The organism is Variovorax paradoxus B4 (assembly GCF_000463015.1).
GTDB classification, from domain to species: Bacteria; Pseudomonadota; Gammaproteobacteria; order Burkholderiales; family Burkholderiaceae_C; genus Variovorax; species Variovorax paradoxus_E.
In genome coordinates, this window is record NC_022247.1 from 1,700,705 (window position 1) to 1,722,530 (window position 21,826).

General features: G+C 67.3%; 22 protein-coding genes. 18 read left to right on the forward strand and 4 right to left on the reverse strand.

Features of this window, described 5'->3' with window-relative positions:
- Nucleotides 1-142 precede the first annotated feature (142 nt).
- The 7 genes from rpsP to hisC all read left to right on the forward strand — a co-directional run bounded on the left by rpsP (nt 143) and on the right by hisC (nt 5,257).
- Nucleotides 143-406: a 30S ribosomal protein S16 gene (gene rpsP / locus VAPA_RS07735; RefSeq protein WP_007831311.1), complete on the forward strand. Its 264-nt coding sequence runs from the start codon at nt 143-145 to the stop codon at nt 404-406.
- A 16-nt stretch (nt 407-422) separates the two neighbouring features.
- Nucleotides 423-977 (forward strand): ribosome maturation factor RimM, encoded by a 555-nt coding sequence (rimM, locus tag VAPA_RS07740; RefSeq protein WP_021006209.1) that lies wholly within the window; start codon nt 423-425, stop codon nt 975-977.
- A gap of 16 nt (nt 978-993) precedes the next feature.
- Complete coding sequence (trmD, locus tag VAPA_RS07745; RefSeq protein ID WP_021006210.1) at nt 994-1,740, forward strand: tRNA (guanosine(37)-N1)-methyltransferase TrmD; 747 nt, start codon at nt 994-996, stop codon at nt 1,738-1,740.
- A gap of 109 nt (nt 1,741-1,849) precedes the next feature.
- Nucleotides 1,850-2,233, forward strand: coding sequence for a 50S ribosomal protein L19 (gene rplS / locus VAPA_RS07750; protein WP_018903298.1), 384 nt, complete (start codon nt 1,850-1,852; stop codon nt 2,231-2,233).
- A 146-nt stretch (nt 2,234-2,379) separates the two neighbouring features.
- A complete protein-coding gene (locus VAPA_RS07755; RefSeq protein ID WP_021006211.1) occupies nt 2,380-3,099 on the forward strand; it encodes a CoA pyrophosphatase in 720 nt (239 codons plus the stop codon).
- A 48-nt stretch (nt 3,100-3,147) separates the two neighbouring features.
- Nucleotides 3,148-4,149 carry a CobD/CbiB family protein gene (locus tag VAPA_RS07760; protein WP_021006212.1) on the forward strand — a complete coding sequence of 334 codons (1,002 nt, stop codon included), beginning with the start codon at nt 3,148-3,150 and terminating at the stop codon, nt 4,147-4,149.
- Between the two features lie 19 nt (nt 4,150-4,168).
- Nucleotides 4,169-5,257: a histidinol-phosphate transaminase gene (hisC, locus tag VAPA_RS07765; protein WP_021006213.1), complete on the forward strand. Its 1,089-nt coding sequence runs from the start codon at nt 4,169-4,171 to the stop codon at nt 5,255-5,257.
- Here hisC and rsgA read toward each other — a convergent pair.
- Genes rsgA through VAPA_RS07780 form a run of 3 tightly spaced genes read right to left on the reverse strand, consistent with a single transcriptional unit; the run spans nt 5,251 to nt 7,862 of the window.
- Entirely contained in the window at nt 5,251-6,207 is a 957-nt protein-coding gene (gene rsgA, locus VAPA_RS07770) for a ribosome small subunit-dependent GTPase A (protein WP_021006214.1), read from the reverse strand. The two genes, hisC and rsgA, sit on opposite strands and share 7 nt — an antisense overlap.
- Before the next feature lie 15 nt (nt 6,208-6,222).
- A complete protein-coding gene (locus tag VAPA_RS07775; protein WP_021006215.1) occupies nt 6,223-6,570 on the reverse strand; it encodes a 4a-hydroxytetrahydrobiopterin dehydratase in 348 nt (115 codons plus the stop codon).
- 26 nt (nt 6,571-6,596) lie between these two features.
- Nucleotides 6,597-7,862 carry a M48 family metallopeptidase gene (locus VAPA_RS07780; protein ID WP_021006216.1) on the reverse strand — a complete coding sequence of 422 codons (1,266 nt, stop codon included), beginning with the start codon at nt 7,860-7,862 and terminating at the stop codon, nt 6,597-6,599.
- Between the two features lie 58 nt (nt 7,863-7,920).
- Between VAPA_RS07780 and orn the strand changes: the two genes are divergently transcribed.
- The 6 genes from orn (at nt 7,921) to VAPA_RS07810 (ending at nt 14,612) form a co-directional block, all read left to right on the forward strand.
- Nucleotides 7,921-8,517 carry an oligoribonuclease gene (orn, locus tag VAPA_RS07785; RefSeq protein ID WP_021006217.1) on the forward strand — a complete coding sequence of 199 codons (597 nt, stop codon included), beginning with the start codon at nt 7,921-7,923 and terminating at the stop codon, nt 8,515-8,517.
- A gap of 233 nt (nt 8,518-8,750) precedes the next feature.
- The gene (locus tag VAPA_RS07790) at nt 8,751-10,655 is read left to right on the forward strand and encodes a DEAD/DEAH box helicase (protein ID WP_021006218.1); all 1,905 of its coding nucleotides are present in this window, start codon (nt 8,751-8,753) and stop codon (nt 10,653-10,655) included.
- A 214-nt stretch (nt 10,656-10,869) separates the two neighbouring features.
- Entirely contained in the window at nt 10,870-11,943 is a 1,074-nt protein-coding gene (locus VAPA_RS07795; RefSeq protein WP_021006219.1) for an NAD/NADP octopine/nopaline dehydrogenase family protein, read from the forward strand.
- Nucleotides 11,933-12,937: a 3-hydroxybutyryl-CoA dehydrogenase gene (locus VAPA_RS07800; RefSeq protein ID WP_021006220.1), complete on the forward strand. Its 1,005-nt coding sequence runs from the start codon at nt 11,933-11,935 to the stop codon at nt 12,935-12,937. Before VAPA_RS07795 ends, VAPA_RS07800 begins: the two co-directional genes overlap by 11 nt.
- On the forward strand, nt 12,934-13,737 hold the full coding sequence (locus VAPA_RS07805; RefSeq protein ID WP_021006221.1) for an alpha/beta fold hydrolase: 804 nt from the start codon (nt 12,934-12,936) through the stop codon (nt 13,735-13,737). The genes VAPA_RS07800 and VAPA_RS07805 overlap by 4 nt, the downstream gene beginning before the upstream one ends.
- Nucleotides 13,734-14,612 carry a quinone oxidoreductase family protein gene (locus tag VAPA_RS07810; RefSeq protein ID WP_021006222.1) on the forward strand — a complete coding sequence of 293 codons (879 nt, stop codon included), beginning with the start codon at nt 13,734-13,736 and terminating at the stop codon, nt 14,610-14,612. The genes VAPA_RS07805 and VAPA_RS07810 overlap by 4 nt, the downstream gene beginning before the upstream one ends.
- Before the next feature lie 31 nt (nt 14,613-14,643).
- Here the strand turns inward: VAPA_RS07810 and VAPA_RS07815 are convergent, their stop codons facing one another.
- Nucleotides 14,644-15,120, reverse strand: a complete 477-nt coding sequence (locus tag VAPA_RS07815; RefSeq protein WP_021006223.1) for a MarR family winged helix-turn-helix transcriptional regulator — start codon at nt 15,118-15,120, stop codon at nt 14,644-14,646.
- Nucleotides 15,121-15,279: 159 nt separating this feature from the next.
- On the opposite strand from VAPA_RS07815, the gene VAPA_RS07820 reads away from it, so the two are divergent.
- From VAPA_RS07820 to VAPA_RS07840, 5 genes are read left to right on the forward strand one after another with little or no spacing between them, the layout of a single operon-like run.
- The gene (locus VAPA_RS07820; RefSeq protein WP_021006224.1) at nt 15,280-17,478 is read left to right on the forward strand and encodes a thiamine pyrophosphate-dependent enzyme; all 2,199 of its coding nucleotides are present in this window, start codon (nt 15,280-15,282) and stop codon (nt 17,476-17,478) included.
- 4 nt (nt 17,479-17,482) lie between these two features.
- Entirely contained in the window at nt 17,483-18,991 is a 1,509-nt protein-coding gene (locus VAPA_RS07825; RefSeq protein ID WP_021006225.1) for an indolepyruvate oxidoreductase subunit beta family protein, read from the forward strand.
- 14 nt (nt 18,992-19,005) lie between these two features.
- Nucleotides 19,006-19,998: a PDR/VanB family oxidoreductase gene (locus VAPA_RS07830; protein WP_021006226.1), complete on the forward strand. Its 993-nt coding sequence runs from the start codon at nt 19,006-19,008 to the stop codon at nt 19,996-19,998.
- Between the two features lie 19 nt (nt 19,999-20,017).
- The gene (locus tag VAPA_RS07835) at nt 20,018-21,331 is read left to right on the forward strand and encodes an aromatic ring-hydroxylating dioxygenase subunit alpha (RefSeq protein ID WP_021006227.1); all 1,314 of its coding nucleotides are present in this window, start codon (nt 20,018-20,020) and stop codon (nt 21,329-21,331) included.
- On the forward strand, nt 21,331-21,819 hold the full coding sequence (locus VAPA_RS07840; RefSeq protein WP_021006228.1) for an aromatic-ring-hydroxylating dioxygenase subunit beta: 489 nt from the start codon (nt 21,331-21,333) through the stop codon (nt 21,817-21,819). The genes VAPA_RS07835 and VAPA_RS07840 overlap by 1 nt, the downstream gene beginning before the upstream one ends.
- Nucleotides 21,820-21,826 lie beyond the last annotated feature (7 nt).

Below are 21,826 nucleotides of genomic sequence, written 5' to 3' on the forward strand. Positions count from 1 at the left end.
AAACGCGGGTCGGGCTATAATCGCAGGCTTTTCAGCGTGTCGCTGGCCGGGTGGCCATGTCGCGTGTCTCGACGTTGAAAGAACACTGTGAGCGGGCCTCTTGTCTAGAAAACGGGCTTGCTGCACCACCCAAGGATAAATCATGGTCGTCATTCGACTCTCCCGCGGCGGCTCCAAAGGCCGTCCGTTCTTCAACATCGTCGTGTCGGACAAGCGCGTTCGCCGCGATGGCCGCTTCATCGAGCGCCTGGGTTTCTACAACCCGACCGCCAAGGAAAACGAAGAAAGCATCCGCATTGCCCAGGACCGCCTGGCCTACTGGAAGAGCGTTGGCGCACAAGCTTCGCCCACGGTCCTGCGCCTGATCAAGCAAGCTGCAGCCGCAGCACCCAAGGCGGCAGCCTAAGCTGCCCGGCACGGTGATGTTGCCCGCACTCGAAGCCGCCGAATTGCCGGCGGATGCGATCGAGGTAGGACGCATCGCCGATGCATGGGGCATCAAGGGCTGGTTCAAGGTCCTGCCCCACAGCGCCCAGCCCGAGGCGCTTTTTTCTTCCAAGCGCTGGTTCCTGCAGGCTCCCGGAGCCTCGGCAACCGCGGCTTTCCGGCTCGCGATCCGCGAAGCCAAGGAACATTCCGACTGCATCGTCGCCTCGTCCGAGGACGTGCCCGACCGCAATGCGGCCGAGGCGCTTCGCGGCGCGCGCGTGTTCGTGCCGCGCTCGAGCTTTCCGACGGCCGGCGACGACGAGTACTACTGGGTCGACCTGATCGGCCTCGCGGTGGTCAACCGCGAAGGCGTGGCGCTCGGCACGGTGCGCGAACTGCTCGCCACCGGCCCGCAGACCACGCTGGTGCTCGCGGCCGAAGAAGACGGCAAGGCCATCGAACGCATGGTGCCCTTCGTCTCGGTTTTCGTCGACAAGGTCGACCTGGCCGGCCGCCTCATCACGGTCGACTGGCAACCCGATTTCTGATTTGGGCCTCGCGCGCATGCGCTTCGACGTCCTCACGCTGTTTCCCGAACTGTTCACGCCCTTCATGGCCAGCGGCGTGACGCGCCGCGCCTACGAGTCGAAGCAGGTCGAGGTCGTGCTCTGGAATCCGCGCGACTTCGCGCAGGGCAACTACAAGCGCGTGGATGATCGGCCTTTTGGCGGCGGCCCCGGCATGGTGATGATGGCCGAGCCGCTGTCGGCCTGCCTTGATGCGGCGCTGGCCGCGCGCGGCTCCCCGGCGCCGGTCGTGCTGTTTTCCCCCATCGGCGAGGCATTGCGCCATGAAGCGGTCGAGCGCTGGTCGGCCAGCGAAGGCGCGGTGCTGGTCTGCGGCCGCTATGAAGGCATCGACCAGCGCTTCATCGACACGCGCGTGACCCACCAGATCAGCCTCGGGGATTTCGTTCTCTCGGGCGGCGAGATCGCGGCCATGGCGCTGCTCGATGCCGTGGCCCGGCTGCAGCCAGGCGTGCTGGGCGACGAGGCCAGCCACGTGCAGGACAGCTTCAATCCTTCGCTCGACGGCCTGCTCGACTGCCCGCACTACACCCGGCCGGAGCAATGGAACGGGCAGGGCGTGCCGGCGCCGTTGTTGTCGGGGCACCACGTGCAGATCGAGCGCTGGCGCCGCGACCAGCGGCTGGCCATCACCGCCGCCCGCCGGCCCGACCTGATTGCCGCCGCGCGTGCCGCCGGCCGCCTGAGCAAGGTCGATGAGGCAGCTCTGAAAAAAAAGCTATAATCTCCGGTTCCCCGATCCTCTGCCCGGCCGCGCCTGGCCTTGTTGCGTTCAGCAATAAATCCGAAGGCGCCTTTTGTGTAGCGCGAGCACGATCGAATATCAGGAAATCATGAACCTCATCGAAACCCTCGAGCAGGAAGAAATCGCCCGCCTCGGCAAGAAGATCCCCGATTTCATGCCCGGTGACACGGTCATCGTCAGCGTGAGCGTCGTCGAAGGCACCCGCAAGCGCGTGCAGGCCTACGAAGGCGTCGTGATCGCCAAGCGCAATCGCGGCCTCAACAGCGGCTTCACGGTGCGCAAGATCTCCAGCGGCGAAGGCGTGGAGCGTACGTTCCAGACCTACAGCCCGCTGATCGCCGGCATCGAAGTCAAGCGCCGTGGCGATGTCCGCCGCGCCAAGCTGTACTACCTGCGCGAGCGCAGCGGCCGTTCGGCACGCATCAAGGAAAAGCTGCCGGGCAAGTCGCAAGCAGCATCGGCCGCCAAGTAAGCTGCCTTCCTGCCGTGCAAAAAGCCGCCGCTCTGGCGGCTTTTTGCGTTGTGCGCCGTGCACGCTTCTTGCAAAAAGACAGCACGGCTTTTTTACGCTCTACTCTTTCACTGAAACCCTCTCACTTGACCCACTCCACCGCTCCCATGCAATTCGCTCCCGTCGAACCCGTCAATGCCGTGGTGCCCCCCGCGCTGCTGCCGATCGACCCGCGCGAGGCGCCTGTGGTCGGCGGCCCTGACGGCCTGCCCGCGGTGGCGCCCGCACAGTTGGCGCCCGAGGCCCTGCGCAGGCGCTTTGCCGCGCCGCCCGAGTGGACGCCCGAGTTGCGGCGCGAACCGCGCATGACCGACCGCGCCCCGGCGCAGGCGGCCGTGCTGGTGCCCATCGTGCAGCGGCCGCAGGGCGCCACCGTGCTGTTGACCGAGCGCACGGCGCACCTGTCCAACCATTCGGGCCAGGTGGCGTTTCCGGGCGGCCGCGTCGACCCCGAGGATGCGAACGTCGCGGCGGCTGCGTTGCGCGAGGCCTGGGAAGAAGTGGGGCTCTCGGCCCGGTTCATCGAAGTGCTTGGAAGCCTTCCGACCTACACGACCATCACGTCATTCATCGTGACGCCCGTGGTCGCGCTGGTGAAGCCCGAGTTCGAGCTCACCATCAATCCCTACGAAGTGGCGCTGGCCTTCGAGGTGCCGCTGGCCTGGCTCATGGATCCGGCCAATCACCGCCGCCACACCGTGCCCGCGCCCGACGGCACCCGCCGCGAGTGGTATTCGATGCCCTACCAGGACGGCACCGAAGAGCGCTTCGTCTGGGGCGCCACCGCGGGCATGCTGCGCAATCTCTATCGCTTCCTCAGCGCCTGATCCGAGCCGGGGCCGCGCCTGCGCAGGCGCTCTCGCTATCATCGAAGGATGAGCTTCTTTGCCATCCTGTGTGCGTTGCTGATCGAGCAGGTGAGGCCGCTCGCCTCCCACAACCCGGTGTACGGCGGCGTGCTGGCCTGGACGCGCTGGACCAGCCGCAATTTCGACGCCGGCAAGCCGCACCACGGATGGGTCGCATGGGGCCTTGCGGTGCTCATGCCGACGCTGATGACGCTGGGCATTCACCTGCTGCTGGTGTTCACGCTGGGACTGCCGTTCGCGGTGCTCTGGAGCGTTGCGGTGCTCTACGTCACGCTCGGTTTTCGGCAGTTCAGCCACCACTTCACGGACATCCGCGATGCGCTCGACGAAGGCGACGAGCCGCTGGCGCGCTCGCTGCTGGCACATTGGCAGGGTGTGGATGCGGCCGAGCTGCCGCGCAGCGAAATCGTTCGCCATGTGATCGAACATTCGGTGATTGCGGCGCATCGCCACGTGTTCGGCGTGCTGGCCTGGTTCTCGGTGCTGGCGGCCCTGGGCCTGGGGCCGGCCGGCGCGGTGTTCTATCGGATGAGCGAGTTCGTCTCGCGCTACTGGCACCACAAGAACGGCGCGGCGGTGCAGCCTTCGAGCGTCTCGGTGCAGCGGGCCGCGGAGGGCGCCTGGCACGCCATCGACTGGTTGCCTGCGCGCATCACCGCGCTGGGCTTTGCCGTCGTCGGCAGTTTCGAAGAGGCGATCGACTGCTGGCGCAACGACGCGCGGCGCTTTCCGAGCGAGAACGACGGCGTGATCCTCGCGGCGACCTCGGGCGCCGTCAATGTGCGCTTGGGCGGCGGCGCGCTGAGCCCGATTCCGGCCACCGACCCGCTGCCGCGCGCGCAGGCTGGCGATTCGATGGCCGATGGCCGCCGGCTCGACAGCGGCAGCACGCCGGGCCGCGAGCCCGAACCCGGCCACCTGCGCAGCGTGGTGGGCCTGGTGTGGCGCTCGGTGGTGATGTGGATGGTGCTGCTGGCCTTGCTCACGCTGGCTCGCCTGCTCGGTTGAGCGGCTTTCCAGAAAAATCATGACCATTCCGGCACCGGCCTTCTGGAGTCCGCGCATCGGCGCGCTCCAACCCTATGTGCCCGGCGAGCAGCCGCGCATCGAGAACCTCGTCAAGCTCAACACCAACGAGAATCCGTACCCGCCGTCGCCGCTCGCCATCGGCGCCATCCAGCAGGCGGCGGCGAACGGTCTGGAGCGCTACCCTGACCCCACCTCGCTCGCCGTGCGCGAAGCGGTGGCACGGCGGCATGGCCTGCAGGCCGACCAGGTTTTTGCAGGCAACGGTTCGGACGAGGTGCTGGCGCACGCCTTCTTCGCCTTCTTTCAGCAGGCCGAGCCGTTGCTGATGCCCGACGTGAGCTACAGCTTCTACCGGGTCTATGCGCAGCTCTATGGCATCGACTGTGAACTGCTGCCGGTCGACGAAGGCCTGCGCATCGACGTCGATGCGATGGCAGCCCGCGCCCGCAGCGGCTGCGCAGGCCTGGTGATCGCCAACCCGAACGCGCCCACGGGCATCGGGCTGCCGCTCGCGCGCATCGAGCAACTGCTCGCGGCGTGCCCCGCGCGCGTGGTGCTGGTGGACGAGGCGTATGTCGATTTCGGCGGCGAGAGCGCGTTGCCGCTCGTCGGCAAATATCCGAACCTGCTGGTGGTGCAGACCTTGTCCAAGTCGCGCTCGCTGGCGGGCCTGCGGGTCGGCTTTGCCTGCGGCCAGGCGCATCTGATCGACGCCCTGGTGCGCGTCAAGGACAGCTTCAATTCCTATCCGCTCGACCGGCTTGCCACGGCGGGCGCGGTGGCGGCGCTCGAGGACGAGGCCTGGTTCAGGACCACGTGCGACAAGGTCGTCGATACCCGCGAGGGCCTCAGCCTGCAGCTCGAAGACCTGGGCTTCGAAGTGCTGCCCTCGCAAGCCAACTTCGTGTTCGTGCGCCATCCACAGCGCGATGCCGCCGAACTGGCGGCGCTGCTGCGCGAGCGCGCGGTGCTGGTGCGGCATTTCAGGCAGCCGCGCATTGCGCAGTACCTGCGCATCAGCATCGGCACGCGGGAGCAGTGCGGGGCGCTGGTGCAGGCACTCGAATCGATCCTGGGCGTTCAGTAGCGCGACTGGCTGAGCTCGGCGAAGAGTTCGCCATAGATCTTGTAGCGCGTGGCGCTGATCGGACCAGGCTTGCCGGGCGCGTCCACGTTCGCGATCACGCCGCAGCCCGGCTCGTGCAGATGGGTGCAGTTGTAGAACTTGCAGTCGTTCGCATGCTCGGCAATGTCGGGCATCAGGCCCGCGAGCTGCATCGGCGCGATGTGGTTCAGGCCGAATTCCTGGAAGCCCGGCGAATCGATCAGGCTGGTGGTGCGCGCCTCGTCGATCCAGTACCAAGTGGTGCTCGTGGTCGTGTGCTTGCCTGAGTTCAGTGCCTGCGAAATCTCTTGCGTCAGTACGGTCGCGCCCGGCACCAGCAGGTTGGTCAGCGTGCTCTTGCCGGCGCCCGAGGGGCCCAGCACCAGCGTGCTCTTGCCCGCGAGCAATTTCATCAGCGAGGCGTAGTCGGCTTCGCCCGATGATTTGAGCGAGAGCGGCAGCACGCCATGGTGCATGCGGCGGTAGGGCGCAAGCTTGTTCCACGCGCGCTCGAACGGCTCGGTCAGGTCGCTCTTGTTGAGCGCGATGATCGGCGTGATGCGTTCGGCTTCGGCGGCAATGAGCGCGCGCGCGAGTTGATGCTCCGAAAACTCCGGCTCGGCCGCGATCAGGATCAGCACGTGGTCGAGATTGGCCGCGAACGACTTGGTGCGGATTTCGTCCTGGCGGTAGAAGAGATTGCGCCGCGGCACGACCTCTTCGATGGTGCCCTCGTCTTCGCTGGCCTGCCAGCGCACGCGGTCGCCGACCACGGCCTGGCTCTTCTTGCCGCGCGGATGGCAGATCAGGCGCTCGCCCGCGGGCGTCTCGACCAGACAATGGCGGCCATGGCTCGCGATGACCAGGCCGTCGTGAAGAATGCGCGCGGAGGTGCCGGCCCCCTTGGCGGGAGTGCGGCCCGGCTTAGCCAACGGCGGGTTTCCTCATCACGGTGCCGGGTTGGCCACCAGCGCGTTCGCCTGGCGCGCGCACTCGAAGTCGGTGATCGAGAGCCCGCCCACGTCGTGCGTGTTGAAGCGCACCACGCAGCGGTTGTAGTGCACCGACAGGTCCGGGTGATGGTCCTGCGTGTGGGCGATGAAAGCCAGCGCATTCACGAACGCGATGGTCTCGAAGTAGTTGGCGAAGCTGAAGGTCTTCTCGATGGCAACGTTGGCACCGTCGCCGTCGAGCTTCCAGCCATCGAGCTTGGCGAGGCCGGAAACGATCTCGGTGGCGCTCAGTGCGTGGCGGGGAATGTTTTTCCAGTCTTTGGGCTTGAACATGCTGCTCATGGTCTCGGCTTCCGGGAAATGTCTTTTCAGGCTGCCGTCATGCGCGCGAGGCGCTCGGAGGCCGGAGGGTGGGAATAGTAGAACTTGACGAACACCGGGTCGGGCGTGAGCGTCGACGCGTTGTCCTGGTAGAGCTTGAGCAAGGCGGCCGACAGATCGGCACCGCTGGTTTGCGCCACCGCGTAGGCATCGGCCTCGAACTCGTGCTTGCGGGACAGTCGGGCGGGCAGCGGCGCGACGAAGAAGCCGAACACCGGCACCGCGAGCATGAAGAGCAGCAGTGCGAGTGCATCGTTCGGCGCCGTTGTCGCCATGTTGGGCTGCACGCCGAGCCCCGTGTAGAACCAGGCCTGGGTCGACACCCAGCCCAGCAGCGCGAAGCCCGCCAGGCTCAGCGCGAACATCGCGATCAGCCGCTTCACGATGTGGCGGTGCTTGAAGTGGCCGAGCTCGTGCGCGAGCACGGCCTCGACTTCGGCCGCGTCGAGCTGGCGCAGCAGCGTGTCGTAGAACACCACGCGCTTGCTCGCACCGAAGCCGGTGAAGTACGCATTGGCATGGGCGCTGCGGGTGCTGCCGTCCATCACGAACAAGCCCTTGGCGGCAAAGCCGCAGCGCTTCATCAGCGCCGTGACGCGCTCCTTGAGCGTGGGGTCGTCGAGCGGCTTGAACTTGTTGAACAGCGGCGCGATGAAGGTGGGATACACCAGCATCCCCAGCAGGTTGAATCCCATCCACACGGCCCAGGCCCAGAGCCACCATGTGGCGCCGGCTGCGCCCATGAGCCACAGGATCAGCGCCGCAATCGGCAGGCCGATCGCGGCGCCCAGCGCCGTGGACTTGAGCGTGTCGGCCAGCCAGAGGCGAAAGGTCATCTTGTTGAAGCCGAAGCGCTCCTCGAGCCTGAAGGTCTGCCAGAGCGTGAAGGGCAGTTCGAGCAGGCCGCCGATGGCCGCAAAGGCCGCCAGCAGCGCCAGCTGCTGCACCATGCCGCCGCCGAGCCAGCCCAGCAGCAGCCTGTTGAGTACGTCGAGCCCGCCCAGCAGCGTCCAGCCCAGCAGCAGTGCGGTGCTCCAGGCCATTTCGACCAGGCCGAAGCGCGCCTTGGCAATGGTGTAGTCGGCCGCCTTCTGGTGGGCGGCGAGGCTGATGGTGTGTTCGAAAGCCGCCGGCACCGCGCTGCGGTGCCGCGCCACGTGGCGCACCTGCCGCGAGGCGAGCCAGAACTTCACGAGCAGGCCCGCGACCAGTGCAACGGCGAAGGCAGTGGTGAAGATGAGCGAATAGGACATGACCGGCGAGTTTAGCCCTCGGGTTCGGCCAGCGCAGACCTTCGACGACAATCCTGCAATGCCCGAATCCCTCGACCCCACGACTGTCGCAACCCTGCCCGTCCTCAAGAAAAGCGACCAGAACCTGGTCTGGCTCGACTGCGAAATGAGCGGTCTCGACCCCGAGAAAGAGCGACTGCTCGAGATCGCCGTGGTCGTCACCGGCCCCGACCTCACGCCCCGCATCGATGGCCCCGTGCTGGTCATCCACCAGAGCGACGCGGTGCTCGACGCCATGGACGCCTGGAACAAGGGCACGCACGGCCGCAGCGGCCTGATCGACAAGGTGAAGGCCTCCATGCTGGACGAAGCCGCCGCCGAGCAGCAGTTGCTGGAGTTCGTGGCCCGCTATGTTCCCAAGAGCGGCTCGCCCATGTGCGGCAACACCATCGGACAGGACCGGCGCTTCCTGGTCAAGTTCATGCCCAAGCTCGAGGCCTATTTCCACTACCGCAATCTCGACGTCAGCACCCTCAAGGAACTGGCCAAGCGCTGGAAGCCCGCCGCCTACAGCGCCTTCAAGAAGCAGCAGGCGCACACCGCGCTGGCCGACGTGCACGAGTCCATCGAGGAGCTCGCGCACTACCGGGAAACCTTTCTTCGATTGACGGATTAGGTAAAAACCCCGAGTCGTGCCATAATCGATGGCTTCGCTGATCTGGGGGATTTTCCGGTCAGCGTCTCTTGCATCTCCCTATCTTGCACACCGCGCCCGATCGCATCCGCTGATCAAAAAGGGCCGCAGCCTCCGGCGAAAGCCAGAAGTTGAATGTCGTTGGATGGTTGATGTTTTTAACCACCAACGGGGCGCCGCCTACGGCAGCGCTCGCGTTTGAGATTGATATTCACATGACCGACGCTTTTGAAGCGCAGGGCGAGTTCGCGCCTGTGCAATCCACCAACAACAACGAATTCATCGCCGCCGTGGACACCGTGTCCGAAGCGCCGATTCTCGAGGCGCTCGACGCCGCAGCGCCCGAAGCGGCCGCGGCCGAAGAGGCCCGCCTGCCCAACGGCTTCATCAAGCTCGGCCTCGCACCCGAACTGATCGCCGCCGTGGCCGACCTGGGCTTCACCCAGCCCACCACCGTGCAGGACAAGGTGATCCCGCTCGCCATGGGCGGTGAAGCCGGCCAGGACGGCAAAGCCCGCTTCGTCGACCTGATGGTCTCGAGCCAGACCGGCTCGGGCAAGACGGCAGCCTTCCTGCTGCCCGTGCTGCACACGCTGCTCAAGCGCCAGGCCGAAGCCGAAGAGGCCGCCAAGGCCGAATTCCAGCGCCTGGCCGCCGAAGCCGCTGCCCGCGGCGAAGCCGTGCCGAAGAAGCCCAAGCGCAAGGACCCGACCAACGCGCGCCATTTCAAGGCTGCCACGCCCGGCGCCCTGATCCTGTGCCCGACGCGCGAACTCGCGCAACAGGTGGCGCACGACGCCATCGAGCTGGTTCGCCACTGCCGCGGCCTGCGCGTCGCCAACGTGGTGGGCGGCATGCCCTACCAGTTGCAGATCGCCAAGCTGCAGAACGCCGACCTCGTGGTGGCCACGCCCGGCCGCCTGCTCGACCTGCAGCGCTCGTCGCAACTCAAGCTCGACCAGGTCAAGTTCCTGGTGGTCGACGAAGCCGACCGCATGCTCGACCTCGGCTTCTCCGACGACCTGGCCGAAGTCAACCAGCTCACCATCGAGCGCCAGCAAACCATGATGTTCAGCGCCACCTTTGCGCCGCGCATCCAGCAGCTGGCCCAGCGCGTGATGCGCGAGCCGCAGCGCATCACCATCGACAGCCCGCAAGAGAAGCACGTCAACATCAAGCAGTCGCTGTACTGGGCCGACAACAGCCAGCACAAGCGCAAGCTGCTCGACCACTGGCTGCGCGACACCAGCATCAACCAGGCCATCGTGTTCGCAAGCACGCAAGTCGAGTGCGACGGCCTCGCCAGCGACCTGCAGCAAGACGGCTTCAGCGCCGTGGCGCTGCACGGCGCCCTGAGCCAGGGCCTGCGCAACCGCCGCCTGATGGCGCTGCGCCAGGGCCAGGTGCAGATCCTGGTGGCCACCGACGTTGCCGCCCGCGGCATCGACGTGCCGACCATCACCCACGTCTTCAACTTCGGCCTGCCGATGAAGGCCGAGGACTACACCCACCGCATCGGCCGCACCGGCCGTGCAGGCCGCGACGGCCTGGCCATCACGTTTGCCGAATTCCGCGATCGCCGCAAGATCATGGACATCGAGCAATACAGCCGCCAGCAGTTCAAGGCCGAAGTGGTTGCCGGCCTCGAGCCGCAACAGCGCATGCCGCAATCGCGTCCGCCGATGGGCGAGTACCGCGGCGGCCGTGGCGACAACCAGTCGCGCGACCGCAAGTTCGGCAATGGCGGCGCAGGCGGCGGCGGTGGCTACCGCGGCGGCAACAGCGGCGGCTACGCCGGTGCCAGCGGCTTCAACGACCGCAATGCGCGCGGTCCGGCCGCACCGGGCGGCCCGCGTGGCTTCCAGGGCGGCAACAACGCCGGCTTCGGCGGCGGCCGTGACGATGGTGGCGCCGGCTATGGCCGCAAGCCGGGCTGGGGCGACAGCGCCCCGCGCGGCGGCCACGGCGGTGGCCGTGGCGACGGCGGCTTCGCGCCCCGTGAAGGCTTCGCTCCGCGCGAAGGTTTCGCACCGCGCGGCAATGGCGCAGGCCATGGCGGCCCGGGCAAGGTGTTCGTGCCGCGCGACGCACAAAAGCGTGCGTTCAAGCCCACGCGCTGATCCATTCCAGAGCGGCCAGCCGGCCGCTTCGCCCCAAAAGAAAGCCCGCGCTTCGCAAGAAGCGCGGGCTTTTTCATTGCGGGTTTCCGCGGGGGACATGGGCACGGAATTTGATTGACACATGAATCGATGAAAAGTAATGTAATGAGGCATTGCTTCCCCGGTCCGTACCGCGGCTGCCGGTTCATCGACGTCTGCCTTTCAAATTTCGAACATGAAAATTGCGATTCTTGGTGGTGGTCACGGCGCCTATGCGGCCGCCGCGGACCTGTCCGAAACCGGCCATGAGGTGCGCCTGTGGCGCCGCGATGCAGCTGCGCTTAAGCCTGTGGTGCAAGCCGGCGCCATCACGCTGAAGGACGCCGACGGCGTGCGCGAGGTGCCGCTGGCGCTGGCCACCGCCGACATCGCCGCGGCGCTCAAGGGCGCCGAGCTGATCGTCATTCCCACGCCCGCCATCGCCCAGCACGACATCGCGCTGGCCATGGCGCCGCACCTGGTCGACGGTCAGGTCGTCTTTCTGCCGCCGGGCACCTTCGGCAGCTACGTGATGGCGAAGGCGGTGAAGCAGGCCGGCAGCCGTGCCGACGTGGCCTGGGCCGAAACCGGCACCTTGCCGTACCTCGCGCGCAAGCATGGCGAGCGCGAGGTGAACGTCACGATCCGCGCCATCCGCCTGCCGACCGGCGTCTACCCGGCGCGCAAGGAGGCCGAGGCCATCGAGGTGATCCGCCGCGCCTACCCGGCGGTGCATGGCTGCGGCAATGCGCTCTCGGGCGCGCTCATGAACGCCGGCCCGGTCATCCACCCGCCGCTGATGGTGATGAACGCCGCGCCGCTGCAGCACTTCGAGCGCTGGGACATCCACAACGAAGGCACGCAGCGCGCAGTGCGCGACGTGACCGACCGGCTCGACCAGGAGCGCATCGCGGTGCGCGAAGCCTTCAGGCAGGGCGCGCCGCATTACCCGTTGGCCGACCACTACAACAACGACCGGTGGATGTACGGCGATGCGCACAAGCAACTCGTCAAGTCGGGCGACTGGCGCGAGAACATCGACCTGCACACGCACCGCTACATCACCGAGGACACCGAGCTCGGCCTCGCCTTCCTGGCCTCGGCCGCGCGCCATGCGGGCGTGGACGCGCCCATCGCGCACGGCCTGCTGGCCATCGTCGGCGGCTTTCTCGGCCGCGACCTGCGCCGAGGGCCGCGCACCTTCGAAAGCCTGGGGCTCGCCGAGCTGAGTGCGGCGCAGCTCACGCAGAGGCTGCACGATGGCGAATGATTCGGCGCTGCCACGTTTCGCGGCCGTCGGCGCGGGCCGCATGGGCCGCGGCATCGCGATCGCGTTCGCCTATGCGGGCCACCGCATCTCGCTGATCGACCTGCGTCCGCGCAGCGACGCAGCCTGGCAGCGGCTGCAGGGCGAAGCGAAGGCCGAGATCGAAGCCAGCCTCGCAGGCCTGGCGCAGCTCGGCGTGATCGATGCGGCGCAGATCCGGTCCATTGCCGCCCGCGTGGACTTCGTGAACGCCGCCGAAGCGCCCCAGGCACTGGCCGCCGCCGAGCTGGTGTTCGAAGGCGTGCCCGAAACCCTGGAGGCCAAGCGCGAGGCCTTCGAGCAGCTCAACCGCCATTGCCGCGACGACGCCATCCTCACCTCGACCACCAGCAGCATCCTCGTGACGCAGCTCGCGGCGCTGGTGCGCCTGCCCGAGCGCTTCCTGAACATGCACTGGCTCAACCCGGCCTACGTGATTCCCGTGGTGGAACTCAGCTGCCATTCGGGCACCGACGCCGCAGTGCTCGCGCGCACCAAGGCGCTGATGGAAGCCATCGGCAAGCTGCCCGTGGTCTGCGGTGCATCGCCCGGCTACATCGTGCCGCGCCTGCAGGCGCTGGTGATGAACGAAGCGGCCCGCATGATCGAGGAGGGCGCCGCCACCGCCGAGGAAATCGACAAGGCCACCCGCTACGGCCTCGGCCTGCGCTTTGCCGCGCTCGGCGTGGTCGAGTTCATCGACTTCGGCGGCTGCGACATCCTGCACCATGCGAGCCGCGAGATGTCGGCCTCGATCGACAAGGGGCGCTATACCGCGCCGGCCATCGTCGACCGCATGGTCGAGGAGGGGCGGCTCGGCCTGAAGAGCGGCAGCGGCTTCTACGACTACGAGGGCCGCGACATCGCAGCCTACCGGCGCGACGTGCTGTCGCGCACGCTCGGCGAATTGAAGCATGCGGGCCTGTGGCGCGCGCCGGCCAGCGAGACGCTGCCGTGACGATCCGCCGCGCCTTTGCCGACCTGTCGGTGGGGCAGGTGCACTACGCGGCGTGCGGCGATGCGAGCGCGCCGGCCGTGCTGCTGCTGCACCAGTCGCCGCGCAGCTGGGCCGAATACCGCGAGGTGCTGCCGCTGGTCGGCGCGCGGTATCGCGCCATTGCCATGGACACCGCGGGCTTCGGCGATTCGGCGGACGGCGGCATGCCGGCGAGCATCGCGCATTGGGCGCGCGTGGCCTGCGAACTGCTCGATGCACTGGGCATTGCGCAGGCCGACGTGGTGGGTCATCACACGGGCGGCGTCGTGGCAATCGAATTGGCGAGCGCGTTTCCGGACCGCGTGCGCAGCCTCGTGCTGTCGTCCACGCCGTTTACCGGCGAAGCCTTTCGCATCGCGAGGGCCCGGAAGCCGCCCATCGACCAGGTCGCTCCAAGTGAAGACGGAAGCCATCTCGCCGCACTCTGGCAAAAGCGCCAGGGCTTCTATCCGCCGGGCCGCCCCGATCTGCTCGAAGCCTTCGTGCTCGATGCGTTGAAGGTCGGCCATCGCGTGGAGGAAGGACATCGCGCCGTCGCCTCCTATCGCATGGAAGAGCGCATCGGCCGCGTGACACAGCCCGCGCTCATCATCCACGCCACCGGCGATCCGTTTGCCTCGCCGCACGCAGAAGAGCTGCGGCACCACCTGCCTCAGGCGCGCATCGTCGATATCGAAGGCGGCATGGTTCCCTTGCCCGACCAGATGCCCGAGGCATTCGCGCAGACGGTGCTCGACTTTCTTTCGACGCTGCCATCATGAAGGCCATCCGCATTCACGGCTTCGACGCGGTGCCCGTGCTCGAAGAAATGCCCGACCCAGTGCAACAGCCCGGCCGCACCATCGTCCACATGCACGCCGCCACCGTCGGCCACATCGACCGCACCGTGTGGCGCGGCAGTTTCCTGCGCCATCCGCCGCTGCCCTACACGCCGGGCGTGGAGGCCGCAGGCATCGTCCTCGCAAGCGAGCGCTTTGCCGCCGGCGAGCGCGTGTGGCTGCGCGGCAGTGGCCTGGGCACGCTGTTCGATGGCACCTGGTGCGAACAGGTCGATGCGCCCGACGAAGCGCTCGGCCTGCTGCCCGACACGCTGCCGATGACGGTCGGTGCCGCGTTCTTTTCGCCCACCACGTCGGCGTGGGTGGCGCTGCATGAAGTCGCGAAGCTGCAGGCCGGCGAGCAGGTGCTGGTCACGGGGGCGAGCGGTGCCGTGGGCTCGCTCGCGGTGCAGCTGGCGCGCGAGCTTGGCTGCACCGTGAGGGCGCTCGATCCGAACGCCGAAGCTCCGCCGCCCGCGAGTGCAGACCTGTTGATCGACACGGTCGGCGGCAGCGTTCTTTCGACGGCCTTGCCTGCCGTGCGGCCCGGCGGTCGCGCCGTGCTCATCGGCTACACCGCAGGCCCCACGCTGCAGCTGGACATCGCCCACTTCCTGCAGCGCGACGTGGCGCTGCTGCCGCTCAACATGTTCAGGCGCGAAGCCGCCGGCCGTGCCGCGGCGCCCGAGTTGCTCGCCCGGTTGGCCGATGGCCGCCTGCATCTGGGGGTGCGGAGCTTCGCACTCGCCGATGCCGCCATGGCGCTCGAATGGATAGCGCAGCGCGGCCATCGCGGCCGCGCGGTGCTGGTGCCTTAGCCGCACTCCGTACGCATGGGGGCAGGGCGCCTCAGTCTTCGTCCGGCTCCTCGACCGGCACATGCACGTGCAGGTCGATCATCTGCCGCAGGGTCTGCTTCAGTTCTTCGGCGCGCCGCAGGCCGAAGGGTTCGAGCACGCGCCGCTCGTGGTCGCGCGCGAGTTCCATCAGGTGCTCCACCGCCTTCAATCCCTTGCGCGTGATGCGCACCAGCGTGATGCGGCGATCACTTTCATGGGGCAACCGCTCCACCTGTCCGCGTGCCTCCATGCGGTCGAGCAGCCGCGTGACGGTCGGCTGCTTGGTCACCGTCACCTGTGCGAGCTGGCCGATGCTGATCGGTTCGCTGCCCGCGAGCGAGGCCATCACGCGCCACTCGGACACCGAGAAGCCCTGCTGCCGCGCCACCTCGTGGAACTCCGAGGAGATCAGCTGGCTGGCCTGCGCCAGCAGGGCAGGCAGGTAGTCATCGACGAAGCGATGCGTTTCGGCAGAGGGTTCAGCCATGAAGGCACCTCACAGCCAGGAGCCTCGAACCAGCCGCGGGCACGCTGTTTGCATGTCTAGGGTAATTCATGATTGTGGATACATTCATTTGTCAACATTATAGAAAGCACGGTGCGGCAGCTTGCACGCATCGTCCCACGAGAGAGAACAAGGACCGACATGGCTGAGCGTTCGTTCGTCGAAGAAGTCAAGAAGCTGCGGCTTTCTGGCGGAGATGTGTTTCGCGGTGAAGGCATTCTGGCGGTCACCAAGGCCTTGCTCGAATCGGGAGTTTCCTATGTGGCCGGCTACCAGGGTGCACCGATCTCGCACCTGATGGACGTGCTGGCCGATGCGCAGGACATCCTTGCCGAGCAGGGCATTCGCTTCGAGAACAGCGCGAGCGAAGCCACCGCCGCCGCCACGCTGGCCGCGTCGGTCAACTATCCGCTGCGCGGCGCCGTGACCTTCAAGGCCACCGTGGGTACCAACGTGGCGTCCGACGCGCTGGCCAACCTGGCCTCGGGCGGCGTGACGGGCGGCGCGCTGATCATCGTGGGCGAGGACTACGGCGAGGGCTCGTCGATCATGCAGGAGCGCAGCCATGCCTTCGCGATGAAGTCGCAGATCTGGCTGCTCGATCCGCGGCCCAACCTGCCGAGCATCGTCGATGCGGTGAAGCAGGGCTTCGATCTCTCCGAAGCCAGCAACACGCCCGTGATGCTGCAGCTGCGCATCCGCGCCTGCCATGTGCATGGCCACTTCATTGCCGGCGACAACAAGCGCGCAAAGTTCACGCTGAAGGACGCGCTCGAGAACCCGCAGCGCGACGTCGGCCGCATCGTGCTGCCGCCCGCGAGCTTCGTGCACGAGCAGGAGAAGGTGAAGGACCGCTGGCCCGCCGCCGTGCGCTTCATCGAGGAGCGCAAGCTCAACGAGTTCTTCTCCGAAGACGCCGACGACATCGGCATCATCGTGCAGGGCGGCAGCTACAACACGCTGCTGCGCGCGCTCGAGCGGCTCGGCCTGGCCGATGTCTATGGCAACACCCAGGTGCCGCTCTACGTGATGAACGTGGCCTACCCCGTCATCGAGAGCGAAGTCATCCGCTTCTGCGAAGGCAAGCGCGCGGTGCTGATCGTGGAGGAGGGCCAGCCCAACTTCGTCGAGCAGAACCTCGCGACCATCCTGCGGCAGGCGGGCTCGACCACCGCGCTGCACGGCAAGGACATGCTGCCCGTTGCCGGCGAATACACGTCGTCCGAGCTTCTGAAGGGCGCGCGCGTCTTCTGCGAGCGCTACGAACGCCTCGTGCCGCTGCCGATGCCCGTGCCCGTGCCGGTGCGCAAAGTGATCCCGCTCAAGGAAGTGGCCGCCATCGGCGTCGATGCCGCACCCGAGCCGGTGCAGCCGTCCACGGGACTCGGCGACGTCGTGCACGCCCGCCCGCCGGGCTTCTGCACCGGCTGCCCCGAACGCCCGATCTTCAGCGCGATGAAACTGGTCGAGCGCGAGCTCGGTGCGCATCATGTGAGCGCCGACATCGGCTGCCACCTGTTTTCCATCCTGCCGCCCTTCAACATCGGCAACACGACCATGGGCTACGGCCTCGGCGGCGCCGGCGCCTCGGCGCTCAATGCGCCAGCCGGCAAGCGCGCGATCTCGATGATGGGCGACGGCGGCTTCTGGCACAACGGCCTGACCAGCGGCGTGGCGAACTCCGTCTTCAACAAGAGCGACAACCTCACCATCGTCGTCGACAACAACTACACCTCGGCCACGGGCGGGCAGGACATCCTCTCGTCGAACGCCGTCAACAAGACGCGCAGCACCGGCCATGAGATCGAGCGCGCCGTGCGCGGCGTGGGTGTCGAATGGGTCAGGACGCTGCGCCGCACCTACGACGTCGCCGGCATGCGCGATGCGCTGAAAGAAGCGCTGACCACGACGAAGAAGGGCCCCAAGGTCCTGATCGCACAATCGGAGTGCATGCTCAACAAGCAGCGCCGCGAGAAGCCGCTGGTGCGAAAGGCCATCGCCGACGGGAAGCGCATGGTGCGCGAGAAGTTCGGCGTCGATTCCGACACCTGCACCGGCGATCACTCGTGCATCCGTCTCTCGGGCTGCCCGTCGCTGTCGATCAAGCCCAACCCCGACCCGCTGCGCACCGACCCGGTCGCGACGGTGCTCGACAGCTGCGTGGGCTGCGGCGTCTGCGGCGAGGTCTCGCATGCCGCGGTGCTGTGCCCCTCGTTCTACAAGGCGCAGATCGTGAGCAACCCGACCCGTTGGGACGTGCTGCGCGACCGCGTGCGCGCCGCCGTGATCGGCTGGCTGCAACGTGGCGAAGCGCGCCGCCGTGAAACCTATGCCTTCTGAAGCGATGACGAACAAGGCGCAACCGATCAAGATCGCGATCCTCGCCATGGGCGGGGAGGGCGGCGGCGTGCTCGCCGACTGGATCGTCGACATGGGCGAGGCCAACGGCTACGTCGCGCAGACCACCTCGGTGCCCGGCGTGGCGCAGCGCACCGGCGCCACCATCTACTACGTCGAGCTGTATCCGGCCGCGCAAGCCGAAGCGGACGGCGGACGGCCGGTGCTGGCGTTGATGCCGTTGCCGGGGGATGTCGACGTGGTGCTGGCATCGGAACTCATGGAAGCCGGCCGCGCGGTGCAGCGCGGACTGGTCACGGCCGACCGCACCACGCTGATCGCCTCCACGCACCGCGTGTTCTCGATCGCGGAGAAGAGCGCGCTGGGCGACGGCCGCGTCGACAGCGCCCAGTTGCTCGCGCACACGGGCAGGGCCGCCAAGCGCTTCATCCGCTTCGACATGGCGCAGGCCGCCGAAGCCTCGGGCAGCGTGATCAGCGCCGTGCTCTTCGGCGCGCTGGCGGGCTCGGGCGTGCTGCCGTTCAGCCGCGCGCAGTTCGAGGCGACCATCGAGCGCGGTGGCGTGGGCGTGAAGCCGAGCCTGAAAGCCTTCGGTGGCGCGTTCGCCCGCGCCCATGGCGGTGATGATGGCGAAACGCCGCCGGAAGCCGCTGCGGTCACGCCGACCCCACAACCGCGCCATCCGGCCGTGCGCGCGCTGGTCGAACGTGTGCAGCACGACTTCCCGCTGGCCGCGCAAGACTTCCTGCTGGAAGGCGTGCGCCGCCTCATCGACTACCAGGACCCGGCCTATGCCGGCCTGTACCTGGATCGCATGGCCGCCGTCTCCGCCTTGCCGAACAACGGCGATCACCGCCTGCTGCGAGAAACCGCACGCCATCTCGCGCTGTGGATGTCCTACGAAGACACTGCCCGCGTCGCCGCGCTCAAGACCCGCGCCACCCGCTTCGAGCGCGTGCGCGGCGAGGCCCGCGTGCAGCCCGGGCAGGTGCTTGCCATCAACGAGTACATGCACCCGCGCCTGCAGGAAATCTGCGAGACGTTGCCGGGCGGCATCGGCCGCTGGCTGATGAACTCCACGCTGCCGAAGAAGCTCGTCGAGCGCTTCACGCAGCACGGCCGCGTGATCCAGACCAGCTCGTTGCACGGCTATCTGATGCTGCGCACCGTTGCGGCCATGAAGCGCTGGCGCCGCTCGACGATGCGCTATGCCGAAGAAAACCGCCGCATCGAGGAATGGCTGCAGCGCATTGCGGCCACCGCGCAGCGCAACCCCGAGCTGGCCGTCGAGTTGGCGCAGTGCCAGCGCCTCGTCAAGGGCTACAGCGACACGCACGAGCGCGGCATCCGCAACTACGACACCGTGATGCGCGCGGTCGAGCGCGCCGGCGCGCAGCTCGCGCCCGCCACCTTGCGCGAACTGCGCGACGCGGCGCTCGCGGACGAACACGGCCACAAGCTGCAAGCCGCGCTGGCGCAGCACGCACTGGCCTGAAGAGACAACGCACGATGACCACTCCCACCGCCACGCTCCAGCTTCGCGTCGCCGAAGCGCGTCAACTCAACCCGCTGATCCGCATGCTGCGCCTGCGTGCGGAAGATGGTCGCCCGTTGCCTGGCTTTGCGGCCGGCGCCCATATCCGTGTGCAGGTGTCGCTGCCCGACGGCAAGACCGATTGGCGTCACTATTCGTTGATCAATTTTGCGACGGCGCGCAATGCCACCAATGCACCGACCGACTACGTGATCGCCGTGCGCAAGGAAGCCGAAGGCCGTGGCGGTTCGCGCTTCATGCACGAGGGGTTGAACGAGGGCGACACCCTCGCCATCGAGGCACCGAAGAACGACTTCCCGCTGCACACCGGCCCGGGTGGCTCGGTGCTCATCGCGGGCGGCATCGGCGTCACGCCGCTGGCCACCATGGCCGCGCGCCGCCGCGCCGAAGAAGCACCCGTGCGCATGCACTACGCCGGTCGCAGCCGCGAGTTGATGGCCTTTTTGCCGGAGCTGCAGGCGCTGCTGGGCGACGACCTGCGCGTGCATGCCGATGCCGAGGCCGGCGCGCCGCTCGACATCGATGCCCTGCTCGACGACGTGCCCGCCGGCGACCGCCTCTACGTCTGCGGCCCCAAGGTCATGCTCGACGCCATGCTGGCCCGCACCCAGGCCCGCGGCTGGGACCACGACCGCGTGCACTTCGAGCTCTTCACCGAACCCGTCGCGGAAGAGGGCGACCAGCCCTTCGAGGTGGAGCTCGCCCAATCGGGCCAGCGCTTCACCGTGCCGGCCGACCAGAGCATCCTCGACTGCCTCATCGACAACGGCTGCGACCCGATGTTCGACTGCAAGCGCGGCGAATGCGGCGTGTGTGCCGTGCCCGTGCTCGAAGGCGAGATCGACCACCGCGACTACGTGCTGACCGCGCGCGAGAAGGCGGAGGGCAACGTGATGCAGATCTGCATCTCGCGCGCCAAGGGTGCGCGCCTGGTGCTCGACATCTGAATCAAGGAGACACGAGACCATGACCTCGTACCGAGACAACCCCGATGCCATTCGCGCGCTGGTCCAGAACGACCGCGTGCACCGCGACCTGTACACCAGCCAGGAGCTGTTCGAGCTGGAGCAGGAACACTTCTTCGCCAACACCTGGAACTACGTCGGCCACGAGAGCCAGTTGCCGAAGCCCGGCGACTGGATCAGCAACGAGATCGCCGGCCGCCCGCTGATCGTCGCGCGCCACTCTGACGGCAGCGTGCGCGCCATGATGAACCGCTGCGCCCACAAGGGCTCGCGACTGGTGAACGGGCCTTGCGGCAACACCGGCAAGTTCTTCCGCTGCCCGTACCACGCCTGGACTTTCAAGACCGACGGCTCGCTGCTGGCCATTCCGCTGAAGACCGGCTACGAGAACACCGCGCTGCACGCGTGCGAATCGGCCAAGGGGCTCACCACGCTCAAGCATGTGCGCAGCCACCGCGGCTTCATCTTCGTGAAGATCAACGATGCGGGGCCGGACTTCGACGCGTACTTCGGCGACTCGCTCAGCTCCATCGACAACATGGCCGACCGCTCGCCCGAGGGCGAACTGGAAATCGCCGGCGGCTGCCTGCGCTTCATGCACCAGTGCAACTGGAAGATGTTCGTTGAGAACCTCAACGACACCATGCACCCGATGGTGGCGCACGAGTCCTCGGCCGGCACCGCCAAGCGCATGTGGGCCGACAAGCCCGCCGACGAGCCCAAGCCCATGGCGGTCGAGCAGTTCGTGCCCTTCATGTCCGACTACAAGTTCTTCGAGGACATGGGCATCCGCACCTACGACCACGGCCACAGCTTCACGGGCGTGCACTTCAGCATCCACAGCAAGTACAAGGCGATCCCGGCCTACGACGACGCCATGAAGGCGCGCTACGGCGAGGAGAAGACGGCGCAGATCTTGGGCATGGCACGGCACAACACGGTGTACTACCCGAACCTCACGATCAAGGGCGCGATCCAGGCGATCCGCGTGGTGAAGCCGATTTCGGCCGACAGGACGCTGATCGAGAGCTGGACCTTCCGCCTCAAGGGCGCGCCGCCCGAGCTGCTGCAGCGCACCACCATGTACAACCGGCTCATCAACTCGCCGTTCTCGGTGGTGGGACACGACGACCTGCAGGCCTACCGAGGCATGCAGGCCGGACTGCACGCGAGCGGCAACGAATGGGTGAGTCTGCATCGCAACTACGACCCGTCGGAGCTCAAGGGCGGCGAGATCACCACCGGCGGCACCAACGAGCTGCCGATGCGCAACCAGTACCGCAGCTGGGTGCAGCGCATGACGGAGACCATGTGATGGCCGGCACCGAAGCTACCCGCCAGGACCTGATCGACTTCGTCGTGAACGAGGTGCACCTGCTCGACACGCGCCGCTACGAAGAGTGGAATGCACTCTTCACCGACGACGCCTTTTATTGGGTGCCGCTGGTGCCCGACCAGGAAGACGGCATCAACCACACCTCGCACCTCTACGAGGACAAGCTGCTGCGCGACCTGCGCATCGAGCGCCTCAAGAGTCCGCGTGCCTTCTCGCAGCAGCCGCCGAGCCGTTGCCACCACCTGTTGCAGGTGCCCGTGGTCGAGCAGTTCGACGCCGAGGCGAATCGCTTCGTGGTGCGCACCGAATTCCACTACACCGAAACGCAGGGCGACGAGCTGCAGTTCTATGTCGGCACCTTCTTCCACCACCTCACGGTGCAGGACGGTGCGCTGCGCATGACGCTCAAGCGCGTCAACCTGCTCAACTGCGACGCGGCGCTGCCGGCCGTGCAGCTCTTCATCTAGGGACGCG

Coding starts and splice junctions, on each gene's coding strand:
- VAPA_RS07800 (WP_021006220.1), top strand. CDS start 11,933: ATGGCGAATGATTCGGCGCTGCCACGTTTCGCGGCCGTCGGCGCGGGC.
- VAPA_RS07840 (WP_021006228.1), top strand. CDS start 21,331: ATGGCCGGCACCGAAGCTACCCGCCAGGACCTGATCGACTTCGTCGTG.
- rpsP (WP_007831311.1), top strand. CDS start 143: ATGGTCGTCATTCGACTCTCCCGCGGCGGCTCCAAAGGCCGTCCGTTC.
- orn (WP_021006217.1), top strand. CDS start 7,921: ATGCCCGAATCCCTCGACCCCACGACTGTCGCAACCCTGCCCGTCCTC.
- VAPA_RS07755 (WP_021006211.1), top strand. CDS start 2,380: ATGCAATTCGCTCCCGTCGAACCCGTCAATGCCGTGGTGCCCCCCGCG.
- VAPA_RS07815 (WP_021006223.1), bottom strand. CDS start 15,120: ATGGCTGAACCCTCTGCCGAAACGCATCGCTTCGTCGATGACTACCTG.
- VAPA_RS07820 (WP_021006224.1), top strand. CDS start 15,280: ATGGCTGAGCGTTCGTTCGTCGAAGAAGTCAAGAAGCTGCGGCTTTCT.
- VAPA_RS07790 (WP_021006218.1), top strand. CDS start 8,751: ATGACCGACGCTTTTGAAGCGCAGGGCGAGTTCGCGCCTGTGCAATCC.
- VAPA_RS07795 (WP_021006219.1), top strand. CDS start 10,870: ATGAAAATTGCGATTCTTGGTGGTGGTCACGGCGCCTATGCGGCCGCC.
- VAPA_RS07775 (WP_021006215.1), bottom strand. CDS start 6,570: ATGAGCAGCATGTTCAAGCCCAAAGACTGGAAAAACATTCCCCGCCAC.
- rplS (WP_018903298.1), top strand. CDS start 1,850: ATGAACCTCATCGAAACCCTCGAGCAGGAAGAAATCGCCCGCCTCGGC.
- VAPA_RS07810 (WP_021006222.1), top strand. CDS start 13,734: ATGAAGGCCATCCGCATTCACGGCTTCGACGCGGTGCCCGTGCTCGAA.
- VAPA_RS07830 (WP_021006226.1), top strand. CDS start 19,006: ATGACCACTCCCACCGCCACGCTCCAGCTTCGCGTCGCCGAAGCGCGT.
- trmD (WP_021006210.1), top strand. CDS start 994: ATGCGCTTCGACGTCCTCACGCTGTTTCCCGAACTGTTCACGCCCTTC.
- VAPA_RS07780 (WP_021006216.1), bottom strand. CDS start 7,862: ATGTCCTATTCGCTCATCTTCACCACTGCCTTCGCCGTTGCACTGGTC.
- VAPA_RS07825 (WP_021006225.1), top strand. CDS start 17,483: ATGACGAACAAGGCGCAACCGATCAAGATCGCGATCCTCGCCATGGGC.
- VAPA_RS07835 (WP_021006227.1), top strand. CDS start 20,018: ATGACCTCGTACCGAGACAACCCCGATGCCATTCGCGCGCTGGTCCAG.
- VAPA_RS07760 (WP_021006212.1), top strand. CDS start 3,148: ATGAGCTTCTTTGCCATCCTGTGTGCGTTGCTGATCGAGCAGGTGAGG.
- hisC (WP_021006213.1), top strand. CDS start 4,169: ATGACCATTCCGGCACCGGCCTTCTGGAGTCCGCGCATCGGCGCGCTC.
- rimM (WP_021006209.1), top strand. CDS start 423: ATGTTGCCCGCACTCGAAGCCGCCGAATTGCCGGCGGATGCGATCGAG.